This is a genomic window from Caballeronia sp. LZ034LL (assembly GCF_031451215.1).
Classification (GTDB): domain Bacteria; phylum Pseudomonadota; class Gammaproteobacteria; order Burkholderiales; family Burkholderiaceae; genus Caballeronia.
Genome location: NZ_JARUXR010000004.1, coordinates 1,464,127 through 1,478,113 on the forward strand (window position 1 = coordinate 1,464,127; position 13,987 = coordinate 1,478,113).

At 64.0% G+C, this 13,987-nt stretch carries 11 protein-coding genes and 1 pseudogene; 7 read left to right on the forward strand and 5 right to left on the reverse strand.

What is annotated here, in order from left to right; genetic code table 11:
* The first annotated feature begins 2 nt into the window (after positions 1-2).
* The 7 genes and pseudogenes from QCE83_RS33955 to QCE83_RS33985 form a co-directional block, all read left to right on the forward strand.
* Positions 3-1,196: a glycosyltransferase gene (locus tag QCE83_RS33955; protein WP_309821121.1), complete on the forward strand. Its 1,194-nt coding sequence runs from the start codon at positions 3-5 to the stop codon at positions 1,194-1,196.
* A gap of 90 nt (positions 1,197-1,286) precedes the next feature.
* Positions 1,287-2,324: a glycosyl hydrolase gene (locus tag QCE83_RS33960; protein WP_309821122.1), complete on the forward strand. Its 1,038-nt coding sequence runs from the start codon at positions 1,287-1,289 to the stop codon at positions 2,322-2,324.
* 498 nt (positions 2,325-2,822) lie between these two features.
* Entirely contained in the window at positions 2,823-5,174 is a 2,352-nt protein-coding gene (locus QCE83_RS33965) for a polysaccharide biosynthesis tyrosine autokinase (protein ID WP_309821123.1), read from the forward strand.
* Positions 5,175-5,275: 101 nt separating this feature from the next.
* Positions 5,276-5,749, forward strand: a complete 474-nt coding sequence (locus QCE83_RS33970; RefSeq protein ID WP_309821124.1) for a hypothetical protein — start codon at positions 5,276-5,278, stop codon at positions 5,747-5,749.
* A gap of 10 nt (positions 5,750-5,759) precedes the next feature.
* Positions 5,760-7,172, forward strand: a complete 1,413-nt coding sequence (locus QCE83_RS33975; RefSeq protein WP_309821125.1) for a hypothetical protein — start codon at positions 5,760-5,762, stop codon at positions 7,170-7,172.
* Positions 7,173-7,269: 97 nt separating this feature from the next.
* Positions 7,270-7,611 carry an FKBP-type peptidyl-prolyl cis-trans isomerase gene (locus tag QCE83_RS33980; protein WP_309821126.1) on the forward strand — a complete coding sequence of 114 codons (342 nt, stop codon included), beginning with the start codon at positions 7,270-7,272 and terminating at the stop codon, positions 7,609-7,611.
* A pseudogene (locus QCE83_RS33985) lies at positions 7,572-8,390 on the forward strand (AraC family transcriptional regulator); the annotation flags it as partial. The gene QCE83_RS33980 and the pseudogene QCE83_RS33985, both read left to right, overlap by 40 nt.
* Positions 8,391-8,469: 79 nt before the next feature.
* Here the strand turns inward: QCE83_RS33985 and purF are convergent.
* The 5 genes from purF to accD form a co-directional block, all read right to left on the reverse strand.
* On the reverse strand, positions 8,470-10,017 hold the full coding sequence (gene purF, locus QCE83_RS33990; protein ID WP_309821128.1) for an amidophosphoribosyltransferase: 1,548 nt from the start codon (positions 10,015-10,017) through the stop codon (positions 8,470-8,472).
* A 147-nt stretch (positions 10,018-10,164) separates the two neighbouring features.
* Positions 10,165-10,704 carry a CvpA family protein gene (locus QCE83_RS33995; protein WP_309821129.1) on the reverse strand — a complete coding sequence of 180 codons (540 nt, stop codon included), beginning with the start codon at positions 10,702-10,704 and terminating at the stop codon, positions 10,165-10,167.
* 9 nt (positions 10,705-10,713) lie between these two features.
* Positions 10,714-11,586 (reverse strand): SPOR domain-containing protein, encoded by an 873-nt coding sequence (locus QCE83_RS34000; RefSeq protein WP_309821130.1) that lies wholly within the window; start codon positions 11,584-11,586, stop codon positions 10,714-10,716.
* 90 nt (positions 11,587-11,676) lie between these two features.
* Positions 11,677-12,987, reverse strand: coding sequence for a bifunctional tetrahydrofolate synthase/dihydrofolate synthase (folC, locus tag QCE83_RS34005; RefSeq protein ID WP_309821131.1), 1,311 nt, complete (start codon positions 12,985-12,987; stop codon positions 11,677-11,679).
* A 77-nt stretch (positions 12,988-13,064) separates the two neighbouring features.
* Complete coding sequence (gene accD, locus QCE83_RS34010; protein WP_309821132.1) at positions 13,065-13,937, reverse strand: acetyl-CoA carboxylase, carboxyltransferase subunit beta; 873 nt, start codon at positions 13,935-13,937, stop codon at positions 13,065-13,067.
* Positions 13,938-13,987 lie beyond the last annotated feature (50 nt).

The following is a 13,987-nucleotide window of genomic DNA, read 5'->3' on the forward strand; positions in this document are numbered from 1 at the left end:
CGGTGAAGTTGGGAATCTATTGCGACTCGGGCGTCAACGGCGGCCATGAGGAAATGCTGAAGCGTTTCATGCTGGCGCTGGTCGCGAGCGCGCACGTCGAGACCTTGCACGTTCTCGTGCCGGCGGCGAACGAAGCGCTGTCGCGTCATGTGCGCGAACTCGCGGCCCAGCATCCGAAGGTCAAGGTCATCGCCCTGTCCTACACGGCCGAGTCCATCCGCGGCAACGTGTTCGCGTTGCTGCGCATGATTCGCTCGACCGCGGCCACGCTGCGCACGCTGCATCTCGACAAGCTCATGATCGCGCAAGGCACGATCGCCTCGGGGCTCGCGGGACTGATCGCCGCACGCCGCGCGCGCACGACGGCGGTGAGCTATCTGCCGCTGGTGGATGACGCGCCCGTGAAGGCTGGCCGCGCGGAACAGGTCAAATGGCTCGTGAAGCGCGTGCTGTACCGCATGCCGGACGAATACGTGACGCTCAACGATCATCTGCGCGACAAGCTGCGCAAGCTCGCGCCCAAGGCGCGCACGATGATCCTGGAGAACTACGTCGACGACCGTTTCAGCCGATCGACGCTCTCGAAGGAAGCCGCGCGCGAGTCGCTCGGACTGCCCGATGACGGCACGACGATCGTTGCGCAGATCGGCCGGCTGAATTTCCAGCAGAAGCGCCAGGACTTCTTCATGGAGGCCATCGAGCGCAATGCGAAGGCTTTCAGTCATACGCTCGTGCTGATCGTGGGAGAAGGTCCGGATGACACGCGCCTGCGCGAACGCATCGCGGCCAGTCCCGCGCTGTCCGCGTGCGTGCGCATGGTCGGGCCGCAGAAGGACGTGCTGCCTTATATCGTCGCAAGCGATGCCCTGGTGCTGCCATCGGCCTATGAAGGCGTGCCGCTCGTGATGATCGAGGCCGTGCTCGCTGAGCGGCCGATTGTCGTATCGCGCGTCTCGGGACTCGATTCCTACTTGCCCGATGCACTGCTGTTCCCTGCCGATGACCGCGAAGCCTTCGTCGAGCGTATTTTCACCGCACGCGATTTCTCCATGGCCTCGTTGCGTGGCGAATTCAGGCGTCGCTTCTCGCGTGAAGCCTTCGACGCGCAAGCGCAACAGGTGCTGCTGCAACCCAGCGCCCCGCGCGATGCAGGTGCTCATTCCGCGCCCAACCATACCGACGTGCTGGCCAAGTAACGGCGCGCACCTTTTCAGAGGTCAACGCCGATGCGTACCTTCCTGGTCGCCGTATCCGTATTGGGCGCGTTGTCTTGCGCGGCCCTCCTGATGTCCTCGCGCAGCGGCTCGCCCGATGCGCATCACAGCAACCGCTCGATCATCGCCGATGCCGAAGCCGCCGAGCCGCCCCCGCCGAAGCTCGCATGCGGCAAGGGCACGACCGGCGTGTTCTACGGCATCGCGGGTCATCTCGAACATCGCGGCGCCTATCGCATGAGCGATTACGACCTGCAGATCTCGCAGTTGCGCGACCTGGGCATCACCATGTACGCGCAGGATGTCTCCAGCGAAGGCAGCGCGCACATGGTCGCCGATTTCGCGCGCGCAGCCGCGAAGCAATGCATCGGCGTACTCGCGCTTGTCACGCCCTTCGAACAGGAGAAGCGCGCGAACGAGCAGGAGACATACGAACGCGCCTATGCGCTCGGCAAGACCGCGGGCCGCGTGCTCAAGGGGGTGGTTACGTACTACCAGGTGGGCAACGAGTACGACAACTGGACCATCAAGGGCGCCGACCGCAGCGGCGAGCATCCGTCAGACTACGACAACGCGATGTTCATGAAAGCACGCGGCTCGATTCTCGGGCTGATCAAGGGCATTCGTGAGAGCAATCCGGACGCGAAGATCCTGCTGACGTCGTTCAGCTGGCTTCACTACGGCTTCACGGACATGCTCTTCGCGGGCACGCAGCCGGACGGTTCGAGCGGCCACCCTATTCCTCAATGGGACATCACCGCGTGGCACTGGTATTCGAACATGGGTTCGATCACGGCGGCTGGCCAGAACAAGGTCAACGTGCTGGAACGTCTGCGCGACAGCTATGGCAAGCCCATCTGGATCACCGAGTACGGCGTGCGTCCGAATCATCAGGATCCGGGCGGCTATCTCGTGGGCAAGGATGCATTGAAGGGTTTCGTGTCGCTTGCGAAGACCTACAATGTTCAGAACGTGACGCTCTACGAGCTCTATGACGATCAGCGCTATGGCGGCGACGGCAACTACGGCGTGATCGGCGACGATGGAAAAACGCGCAAGCCCCGCTTCGATACCGTGCGCGATTTCATCAAGGCTAACCCGATGCCTTAAAGTTTTAACGCTTTGATGCTACCAATACGGTAGCAGCGGAACCGCCGATTATCGCGCGAAACAGGCCGTGCGCAAGTGGCGTTCCCGACCTTGCAGGGCATCGAACGTTCGCTACTTAACAGACGCGCTCACCTCGTGACCGGAAGATGGCCTTGATGCTCATTGCTTCAAGGCCTTTCGTGTCGTTGCGCAAGTGAATCGTCGCAATGAAGGTGCGGTGACGCGCACGAGTCGGCAGACACGGTGCCGAGGCACGAAGTGTGCTTCCAGTCACCAGCGATCGTACTCCGACGGGCCCACGTGTTCCGTCAATGCGAACCAGAAGCGCCAGGCGCTTCGCTCGTTCTACCTGCCTCTCGCGTCTCTGGTCTTGAAGTTCCAACGGCCATGCGCCGGATCAACAACAACGTAAGTCGCAACGCGGACATGCCGCGCGGATCTTCGCTTTTTCAATGGTCCGGAATAACTGCTCAACTTATCGAACTGAGGACGGCGCCTTTGAACACCCTCTATGTCAACTCAGCATCTTCGCGGCACGGCAAGGAAGACGGTGAATTCACCGCGGGCGACATGCTCCGGCTGCTGCGCGATCACCTCGGCATGCTGCTCCTGTTCGTCGGGGTCGCGGCTGCGCTCGCGTCCGCCTACGCGTTTCTCGCCAAGCCCATCTATTCATCGGATGTAGTCGTGCGGGTCGATCCGCCCGATCCGAATGCGCTCGGCATCGCGCCGCAAAACCAGCAGCAGATGCAGCAGCAAGGACAGACCGTCAACCAGATCGCGCCCGCCGAGATCTCGGTGATGCAGAGCCGTTCGGTGCTCGAGCCGGTCGTCAAGCAGTTTCACTTCGACATCCGGGTCAAGCCCAACACGTTCCCGATCCTCGGCCAGCTGGCGAACCTGTTCGCCAAGAAGGGGCACCTTGCACCGGCATGGTTCGGTCTCGACTCGTACGCATGGGGTGGTGAAGACCTGCAGATCGGCCGCCTTGATGTCCCGCCCGCGCTCGAAGACCAGAAGCTCGAATTCGTTCTGCTCGACAACAATCAGTACGAGCTGCGCGATCCGGACGGCGAAATGATCCTGCACGGCACGGTGGGTCGTCCCGCAGCGGCGAACGGCGTCTCGATGCTCGTCAATCATGTCGTGGGCCACCCCGGCGTGCATTTCGACGTGACCCGTCTCAACACGCTCGACGCCATCGCGCTGATGAAGAAGACGACGAAGGTCGCGGAATCGTCGAAGGATACGGGCGTCGTCCAGATCACCTTCAACGCCGACGATCCGCAACTCACCGCCGACGTTGCCAACGCGCTGGCCCAGGCCTATCTCGGCGCCGCCGTGCAGGCACGCCAGGCCAACGATACGAAGACGCTCGAATTCATCCGCGGAGAACTGCCGCGTCTCGAATCCGATCTGAAGAAAGCCGAAGGCAACCTGAGCGCTTACCGCGCGAAGTCGCAGTCGGTCCAGCCGATCAACGAAGCGCAAGCCTATTTGCAAGGCAGTATCGTGTCGATGCAGCAACTCGCCACGCTCAAGCTGCAACGTACGCAAATGCTGCAACGTTTCCAGCCAAGCAGCCCGCAGGTCCAGAATCTGGACCAGCAGATCGCGCAGCTCGAGTCGTCGAACCAGCAGATCCAGTCGCGCTTCGACAGCATGCCCGCCTCCGAGCGCCAGAACGCGGAACTCACGCGTGATGCACGCGTGGCCGAGACCATCTACATGGGCATGGTCAACAAGGCCGAGGAACTCTCGGTGCGCCGTGCGAGCACGAGCGGCGGCGCGCATATCGTCGATAACGCATTGCGTCCGTATCGTCCGGTGAAGCCGAACAAGCCGCTCGTGATTCTTGCGGGCACGGGCCTGGGCTTCTTCGTCGGCACGTTCTTCATCTTCCTGCGTCGTCACGCGATGATCGGCGTCACGGATCCGATGTTCGTCGAACGCCGCCTGTCCGTGCCGGTGCTGGGCGAAGTGCTGTACAGCCGCCAGCAAGCGATGTTGGACCACGAGATCGCGGTGTCGCCGGTCGAGCATGCGCCGCTCACCTATGCGGGCGCGCAAGGGCATGCCGCGCCCAAGGCGCTGGGCTACACCGAGGCGCCGCGGCATGATGCCTTCGCGATGCCGCACGTGCCCGAGTCTCATCGCGACGCCCGCGTGCTTGCCTCGCGCTATCCGCACGATCCGGCGGTGGAAGCCCTGCGCGCAGTGCGTACCGAGCTGTATCGCGACCTGGCCAATGCACCGAACAACATCGTGATGCTGACCGGTCCGATTCCTTCGGCGGGCAAGAGCTTTGTCGCGGCGAACCTGGCTGTGCTGCTCGCGGAAATCGGCCTGCGCGTGTTGCTGATCGACGCCGACATGCGGCGCGGTCACATCGCCTCGTTCTTCAAGCAGTCGAATCCGGGTGGCCTCTCCGAAGTGCTGAAGGGTGAAATGCCGCTCGGCGACGCACTGCGCTATGTGGGCGTGCCGGGGCTGTCGTTCCTGTCGTGCGGCGGCTATCCGGAGAATCCCTCCGAGCTGCTGATGATGCCCGGCTTCCGCGATACGCTTGCGCGCATGAGCGATCAGTTCGATCTCGTGCTGGTGGATACGCCGCCGTTCCTCGTCGTCACCGACGCGGCGATCGTCGCAAGCGATGCCGGCTCCACGGTGCTCGTGCTGCGCTCGGGCATCCAGAGCGAGGAAGAGATCGAAGAGACGGTGAAGAAGGTGCAGCGTGCGGGCGGCAGGCTCGTGGGGTCGGTATTCAACGCGATTCCGCGCCGTCCGAGCAATCGCCGCAGTTACGGTTATGCGGCGGCTTATACCAGCACCTTCAAGGCACAGAACTGACGTCTGCATTCCGATGTCGAACACAACGCCGCGTGATGTCACGCGGCGTTTCAAGTTGTAGGGCGACAAAAGGCTGAAGGGGTTGCGGCGCGGATGCCGACGTGTGGCGCGCAGCCGACCGGATCGGGGAAGAGTACGCACAAGGTGACCCTATGAGCGCGCGTTTTTCCTTCAGGCATCGGCTCAAGCAGTGTCCGCGTTGTCGCAGGCCGGTTGGCGCCGATGTTCCGGTCTGTCCGCATTGCGATTTTCATCGGTTGCCGGAGCGCGCGTTCGTACCGAGGCTGCCCGCGCCGGCGAATTCGACGCCGCAGCCACGCGTCGTGAAGGCCGCTCGCAGGCGAACGCCGTTGCGCGCACTACTGGTTCTCGTGATGGCGCTGCTGGCCATCAGCGGCTACATCTCGCTGCGCGAATCGGGCATCGAAACCCGCCTGAAGTCGCTCAGTTCGCATCACTGGCTCGGCTCCGTCGATGAACAGCCGAACCACGCACCCGAAAACGAAGCTGCACGCAGTGCGCCGGTTCCGATCGGATCACTGAATTTTGAAGAAGCCCGTTCCACGCGGGTATAACCATTCGACGATGAAAGAAAAAGCGGCGCTGACCGACCTCTACTACAGGATCTGGGCCTTCGCGATGCCGGTGACGTCGTTTCTGCTCGTCCCGTCCATCCAGGGCACGACCATCGGCTACATGATGTGCTTCCTCTCGGTGCCGCTCGTGCTGCTGTTCGGCGGCCGGGCGCGCAAGAGCTGGATGCACTTCGTGGGCGCGGCGCTCGTGGTGTGGCTATTGATGCTCTGCACCACGCAGGTGGCGGACGTCATGGCCCCTTACGATCCCGACTTCTCCCGGATCGTGCTGGTCGAGGATACCGATCCCTTCACCTTCATCCTGCGCAAGAGCATGTTCACGCAGTCGGTCTATGTGGCGGCCGTCGTGCTCTATGCAGGGTACGTGTACCACTACTACAAGCCCACCTGGGACCAATGGCTGCTCGCCGCCGTCACGCTCTTCGCGCTCTACGGGATGTTCGAGGTTGCGTACTTCGTCATCACCGGCCAGCCGGGCGACTTCATCTCCAACCGCGCCTTCGGAGACCAGTTCGGCAAGGGCATCGTGCGCTCGGACGGCACGGTGAACGGCAGCTCGTTCCAGCAGATCGACATCGGCGGCTTGCGCTTCCAGCGCCTCAAGGCGCTGACCGGCGAGCCCTCGATGTACGCCCTGTCCATGTTCCCGTTCTGGGTGTACTTCAACGCCACGTCGCGGCTGCGCTGGCCCGTCTGGATCATCGGCATCTCGCTGCTGATGAGCACCTCGTCCACCGTGCTGATCGGTTATGCGGTGTACGCGCTGATCCGCATGCGCAAGCTCGGCATCAACCCGGTCAAGGCGCTCATCGGGCTGTTCGTGCTGTGCGTGATCGCTTACATCGCGCAGGACTACATCGCCGATCTCTTCAAGCAGATGGTGACGAACAAGCTCGAACAGAAGGACGAGTCGGGCTCTGACCGTGCGCTGCTGTTCGTCGAGTCGATGCGCCTCTGGTACCACGGATCGCCGATGAACCAGCTGTTCGGCATCGGCTTCGGCTACGTCCGCTCGACCGACCTGTTCTCCACGTTGATGGTGAACACCGGCATTATCGGCACGATCTTCATCAGCGGGCTGATGCTCTATCCGGCATTCAAGCTCGACTGGGACGCGCGCGGCATGGCGCTGCGCCAGTGCTGCGTGGCGACCTGGACCATGATGATGGTCTCCGTGCCGGAGTTCGCGTATCTCGCGCCGTGGACGCTGGTCGCGATGGCCTATGTCCGGGTGCGCGCGCTCAAGCTCGCGAAGCAACAGCGCGGCGACGAAGCCGCTGCCTCGGCCATGGAAGACGCGCAACTGGGCGCGAACATCGGCACGTCGATCGGCCGGCATGTCGCGCCCGAACTCGGGCCGCGCATCGGCTCGCGCTTCGGGCCGCGCGGCCGGCATCTCTGACGACTTTCAACCCTTCGACGCATGAGGTTCGCGCGCCGCCTGCTTCCGGCGGCGTTTTACAATGGCGGTTTCGACCACCGACAACCTGGGAGCAACCATGTCGACTGTCACGACCGATTCCGGTCTCAAATACGAAGATCTCACTGTCGGCGAAGGCGCCGAAGCTGTCGCCGGCAAGACGGTCAGCGTGCATTACACGGGCTGGCTCACGGATGGCCAGAAGTTCGATTCGAGCAAGGACCGTAACGATCCGTTCGCCTTCGTGCTGGGCGGCGGCATGGTCATTCGCGGCTGGGACGAAGGCGTCCAGGGCATGAAGGTCGGCGGCGTGCGCCGTCTCACCATTCCGCCGCAACTCGGCTATGGTGCACGCGGCGCAGGCGGCGTGATTCCGCCGAACGCCACGCTCGTGTTCGAAGTCGAACTGCTCGACGTCTGAGCCAGGTCCGCGTGAACGCGCCGCGGCCCCGCCCCGCCGTTGCGCTGCGCCGCTATGCGGCGACGCGGGCATCCGAGGTCCACGACTTCCATCAGATCGTGCTGGGCGTAGAGGGATCGATGGAGATGGCCGTGGGCGGCCGCGGCGCGCGTATCGACCGAAGTGGCGCGTGGATCATTCCAGCAGGCGCGCGTCACGATTACTGGGCCGCCGGCGACAATCGCCAGCTCGTGCTCGATCTTCCGCTGGCGTCGCTTGCCGTGCCCGAGCGCTTCTTCGAGCAGGCGCGTTGCATCACGCTTCATCCTTCCATCACGCGGCTGGTCGCCGGGTTCGCGCCTGGCGCGGGCGTCGGTCCATCGCATGAGTGTCATCGCTTTGCCTGGCAAGCGGCCGCGCATCTGTGCGGCGCGCTCATGCACGATGCCGGCAATGCCGCGTTCCCTTCGAAAGGCCTCGATTTCGCGCGCATCGACGCGTGGCTGCGCCGGCATCTCGCCGAGCCGCTGCACATTGCCGATCTCGCGGCGCATTGCGGCTTCGGCATGCGGCGCTTCCACCAGCTGTTCAACGATGCGTTCGGCGAGACGCCGCATCGCTATGTGCAACGTCTGCGGCTCGATACTGCGTTGACACGATTAGCCGATCCGCACGCCGCGCTCACGGACATCGCGCTCGACTGCGGCTTCGCCGATCAAAGCACGTTCACGCATGCCTTCACGAAACGTTTCGGCATGGCGCCGGGACAATGGCGTGCAGGCGGTACACGCTCGCATTGATTGCGGGATTCCAGGGCGCAAAAAAGCCCGCTTGTCCTCACAGACGAAGCGGGCTTATACGGTCACGCCGTAAAGCGCGTTACTCGACCGATAGTTGCAGATGCAACTGTGAGCGCGCCATGCCGCCATCCATCGCTTCGCTCGCGGCATCGCGATCCGATTGCGACTGCGGAGCCAGACGCGCCGACTCGATGCGATCGAGATAATCGGTGGTCACGTCGCCGGTGATGTAGTTGCCGTCGAAGCACGAAGCCTCGAAGTCCTTCAGTTCCGGATTGATGTCGCGGATCGCGTTCTTCAGGTCTTCCACGTCCTGATACACGAGATAGTCCGCGCCGATCATGCGCGCCACTTCCTCATCCGTGCGGCCGTGCGCCACGAGTTCACCGCGCGTCGGCATGTCGATGCCGTACACATTCGGGTACTTCACCGGCGGCGCCGCCGAAGCGAAGATCACCTTGTTCGCGCCCGCGTCACGCGCCATCTGCACGATCTCGTGGGACGTGGTACCGCGCACGATCGAATCATCGACGATCAGTACATTCTTGCCCTTGAACTCGATGCCCATCGCATTGAGCTTCTGGCGCACCGACTTCTTGCGCACCGCCTGGCCCGGCATGATGAAGGTGCGGCCCACGTAGCGGTTCTTGAAGAAGCCCTCGCGATACTCGACGCCCAGCTTCGCGGCGACCTGCATCGCGGCGGGACGTGAGGAATCGGGAATCGGCATGACGACGTCGATGGCCACGTCCGGTAGCACGCGCTTAATCTTCTCGGCGAGGTAATCGCCCATGCGCAGGCGCGCGTTGTAGACCGGCACGCCGTCGAGGCACGAGTCCGGACGCGCGAGATACACGAGTTCGAAGATGCACGGATTCAGCGCGGGCTTTTCGGCGCACTGGTGGCTGTGCAGGTTGCCGTCGCTGTCGATGAAGATCGCTTCGCCCGGTTCCACGTCACGCACGAATTCGAAACCGATACCTTCGATCGCCACCGATTCCGACGCCACCATCCACTCGACTCCGGTCGTCGTTTCCAGCTTGCCGAGCACCAGCGGACGAATGCCGAACGGATCGCGGAAGGCCACGAGGCCATAGCCCGCGATCAGCGACACGATCGCATACGAGCCCTTCACCCGGCGATGCACGCCGGCCACGGCCTTCCACAGCGCGGCGGCGTCGAGCTGCAGGCCAGAGCTGGCGAGCTGCAGTTCGTGGGCGAAGACGTTGAGCAGGACTTCGGTGTCGGATGCGGTGTTGATGTGCCGGCGGTCGATGCGGAACATCTCGTCCTTCAACTGCGGCCAGTTCGTCAGATTGCCGTTGTGCGCGAGGATGATCCCGAACGGCGCATTCACGTAGAACGGCTGCGCTTCTTCCTCGCTCGCCGCGGAACCAGCGGTCGGGTAACGCACCTGACCGATGCCGACATTGCCCGGCAGGCTGCGCATGTTGCGCGTGCGGAACACGTCGCGCACCATGCCGTTGGCCTTGTGCATGTGGAAGTTGTTGCCGTTCGCCGTGGCAATGCCCGCTGCGTCCTGGCCGCGATGTTGCAGCAGGAGCAGGCTGTCATAGATCAGCTGGTTGACGGGGCTTTGGGAAACTACACCTACGATGCCGCACATGGCATGGTCCTTCAAAGAGTCGAAACGGGGTGAGAAGGCGTTGCTGGTCCAGCGGACGCATTCACGCGTCCGGCTGCACGAAGCCGCCCAGACCGGGTCGAAGTGGGTCTTCGAGCCGTCGCGCGCCCCATGTAGCCGGCCGTTCGTCTATTGTGCGGCGTTTGGCGCCATGCCGCTGGAACCGGCAGCGGGGGCGACGTGCACATACGCGGCGAGCGTATCGGGGAGCAGCAGTTTCAGTTCACGCACGCCCTGCTCGGCCGCCGGCCTCAGCAGCGCGTTGCGCCAGAAATCTTTCTGAGGTAGTTCGGTCAAGCCTGCCAGGGCGACCAGGATCACTACCAATATAGCGCCTCTGACGAGGCCGAAAAGCAAGCCCAGCGAGCGGTCCACGCCGCGCAGGCCGGTCACTTCCGTGACGCGCGTCAGCAATGCGGACAGCACGCTCGACAACAACAACACCGCCGCCACGACCAGCAGGAACGCCACCAGCCATTGCGTGAGCGCGCCGCCCGGCCAGGTGTCCGGAATATACGGAACGACGAGCCCGACAAAACGCCCCGCGATCAGGATGGCGGCAATCCAGCCGACCAGCCCGAAGGCCTCGGCCAGCAAGCCGCGCCACATGCCGCGCAGGGCGGACAGGCCGATCACGGCCATCACGCCATAGTCGAAAGCGGTGAACATCGGAGGCGCTTAGTTCGATGTCGACCGGGTGCCGCCGCCGAGACCGGCCTGGCGCACCTTGACCAGCGCCGCCTGCGCCGCCGCGCGATCCGCGAACGGTCCGGCGCGCAGCAGCGAACGCGTCGAGCCGTCCGATTGCTTGCGATGTTCGAGATATGCGGGCACGCCCGCGGACTTCAACTTGCTGACCCAGTTCTGGGCGGCGGTTTCGTCGTCGAACTGGCCGATCTGCAGCACGAAGCGGCTGCCGGCCGGCGATGCCGGCGTGTTCGCGGCGCTCGCGGCGGCGTTGGCCGCGGTGGTCGCGTTGGCGTCTTCGGAGGGCGTCGTGGCCTGCGGCTTGGCTGCCGGGGGCTTGGCAGCCTGAGTCGCGGTGGCGGCAGGCTTGGACGCCTGCGGCTTCGCTTCAGGTTTGGGCGCTTCCTTGGTGTCCGGCTTGGCCTGCGCCACCGCCGCCGACGACGACGCGGCCTGCGGCGGCGTCATGCCGCCTGTCACGCTGCCCGACGCGTTCACCGGGCCATCGTGCGCTACGCCGGCTTGCGTGTCGGCGTCGTTCGCGTCGCGCGACGGCTTCATGGCCGGCGCGGGGCGATTCGGAATGTCGATGGAGATGTCGTCGGTGACGGGCTTCGGGCGGGAGTCGAGCACCATCGGCAGGATGATGACCGCCGCCAGCACCAGCGCAATGGCGCCCACCAGCCGGCGGCGCGCGCGCTGCTTTTCCGGCAGCGTGGGGTCGAGCATCATGGCGTCGGCGTCGGTGCGCTCGGATCTGCGCGTGCGGCGTTCCGTGCGGACGGTTTGACGCGAACCGCGTCCGGAGTCCGAATATGCGTCGCGACCGGAGTCGTCTTTCTTGCCGAACGAGAAGAGTCCCATGTATCGCTTGGTGCAGATGGGTGCCCGCGAGTGCTGATCCTGCGAATGGTGCCGATCAGCGCCGACGGCCGCCCGTCTCAGTGATGCCGCTCAATGATGTTGCGACTTGCGGAAGGCCATGACGCCGGCCACCGTGTAGAAACTGCCGAAAACCAAAATTCTATCATTTTCGGAGGCCCTGCTTAACGCGTCTTGAAAGGCGGCGGCAGGGTTTTCAAAACGGGAAACGCTGCTGTCGGGTCCGTCGTTGACACCGGCGTCGCGAAGAGCGCTTTCGAGCTGCTCCGCCGACGCACCCCGCGACGTCGGCAGCGCGGTCACGTTCCAGTGATCGATCTCGCCTTTCAGATGCGTCAGCACACCTTCGATGTCCTTGTCGCGCATGGCGCCGAACACCGCGTAAGTGTACGGAAAGTAGCCCATGTTGCCGAGATTTTGCGCCAGCACCGCCGCCGCATGCGGATTGTGCGCGACATCGAGAATGACTTGCGGCTTGCCGGGCAGGACCTGGAAGCGGCCCGCCAGTTCCACGTTGGCGAGTCCGAGCCGGATGTCCTGCGCCGACACCGGCACGCGGTCACGCAAGGATTCCAGCGCCGCCAGCGCCGCCGACGTGTTGATCAGCTGGTTCGCGCCGCGCAATGCCGGATAGGCGAGCGCCGAACGACGCTGCTCGCGGCCGAGATAACTCCACTGCTGGCGTTCGTTGCCCGGCTGCGCTTCGTAGCGGAAGTCGCGGCCGACCAGCCAGAGATCCGCACCGACTGCTTCGGCATGATCGATCAGGCTTTGCGGCGGCGACGGATCGCCGCAGATCGCGGGCTTGCCCGAGCGAAAGATGCCCGCCTTCTCGAAGCCGATCTTCTCGCGCGTATCGCCGAGAAAGTCCGTGTGGTCGATGTCGATGCTCGTGATCACCGCGCAATCCGTATCGACGATATTCACCGCGTCCAGACGTCCGCCGAGTCCGACTTCGAGCACCACCGCGTCGAGCCCGCGCGATGCGAACAGATGCAGGATCGCCAGCGTCGTGAATTCGAAGTACGTCAGCGACACCGGCTCAGGCAGGCTCGCGCGCGCTTTTTCCACGGCCTCGAAATGTTCGAGCAGGTCAGCATCGCTGGCCTCGGCGCCATCGATGCGCGCTCTTTCGTTGAAGGTCAGCAGATGCGGCGACGTGTGGCAGCCCACGCGATAACCCGCGCGCAGCAGGATCGTTTCGAGAATCGCGCAGGTCGAGCCCTTGCCGTTCGTGCCGCCGACCGTGATCACCGGGCAGTCGAAGTGCAGGCCGAGCGCGTCCTTGACCCGGCCGATGCGCGTCAGCCCCATGTCGATGCCGACCGGATGCGCGGCTTCCAGATGAGTAAGCCAGGCGTCGAGGGAGGGAAAAGTGTTCATATGCGGAATGATGAAAGCAAAAACGCCGCGCGGAACCTTGAGGGTTCACGCGCGGCGCGGCGCTGCGTGGGGCACGCTCAGGCGACGGCGTCGGCCGGCTGCCGGGTCATCAGCGCCATCAACTGGGCGATTTCCTCGCGCAGCTTGCGGCGGTCCACGATCATGTCGACCGCGCCCTTCGTCAGCAGGAATTCGGCGCGCTGGAAGCCTTCCGGCAATTTTTCGCGCACGGTCTGTTCGATCACGCGCGGACCGGCAAAGCCGATCAGCGCCTTCGGTTCGGCGATGACCACGTCGCCCAGGAACGCGAAGCTCGCCGACACGCCGCCCATCGTCGGATCGGTCAGGACGGAGATGAAAGGCAGCTTGGCGTCAGCCAGTTTGGTCAGCAGCGCAGTGGTCTTGGCCATCTGCATCAGCGAAAGCAGGCTTTCCTGCATGCGGGCGCCGCCCGAAGCCGTGAAGCAGATGAACGGCACGTTCTGTTCGAGCGCATTGCGCGCGCCGCGGGCGAAGCGTTCGCCGACCACCGAACCCATCGAGCCGCCCATGAAGGAGAACTCAAAGCAGGCGACCACGCAGGGAATCGTGTGGATGGCGCCGCCCATGACGACCATGGCGTCGGTTTCGCCGGTGTCGTCCATTGCTTCCTTGATGCGGTCCGGGTACTTGCGGCTGTCCTTGAACTTGAGCGCATCGACCGGCACCACTTCCTGGCCGATTTCATAGCGGCCTTCCGGATCCAGCAGGCGGTCGAGCCGCTCGCGCGCGCCGATGCGCATGTGATGGCTGCACTTCGGGCAGACATGCAGGTTCGCCTCGACGTCGTTGCGATACAGCACGGCCTCGCACGACGGGCACTTCACCCACAGGCCTTCGGGAATGCCCTTGCGGCTTTTGGGATCGGTTTGCTTGATCTTGGGCGGCAGCAGTTTGTCGAGCCAGCTCATCGTTTTTCCTTGACTATTCGATCGCCGCACGGCGCGCCCAGAATCGGGCG

Bases quoted from the DNA above. Each gene is read 5' to 3' on its own strand.
- QCE83_RS33960 (WP_309821122.1), top strand. From the start codon at position 1,287: ATGTCCTCGCGCAGCGGCTCGCCCGATGCGCATCACAGCAACCGCTCG.
- QCE83_RS33975 (WP_309821125.1), top strand. From the start codon at position 5,760: ATGAAAGAAAAAGCGGCGCTGACCGACCTCTACTACAGGATCTGGGCC.
- QCE83_RS33980 (WP_309821126.1), top strand. From the start codon at position 7,270: ATGTCGACTGTCACGACCGATTCCGGTCTCAAATACGAAGATCTCACT.
- purF (WP_309821128.1), bottom strand. From the start codon at position 10,017: ATGTGCGGCATCGTAGGTGTAGTTTCCCAAAGCCCCGTCAACCAGCTG.
- QCE83_RS33995 (WP_309821129.1), bottom strand. From the start codon at position 10,704: ATGTTCACCGCTTTCGACTATGGCGTGATGGCCGTGATCGGCCTGTCC.
- QCE83_RS34000 (WP_309821130.1), bottom strand. From the start codon at position 11,586: ATGGGACTCTTCTCGTTCGGCAAGAAAGACGACTCCGGTCGCGACGCA.
- folC (WP_309821131.1), bottom strand. From the start codon at position 12,987: ATGAACACTTTTCCCTCCCTCGACGCCTGGCTTACTCATCTGGAAGCC.
- accD (WP_309821132.1), bottom strand. From the start codon at position 13,937: ATGAGCTGGCTCGACAAACTGCTGCCGCCCAAGATCAAGCAAACCGAT.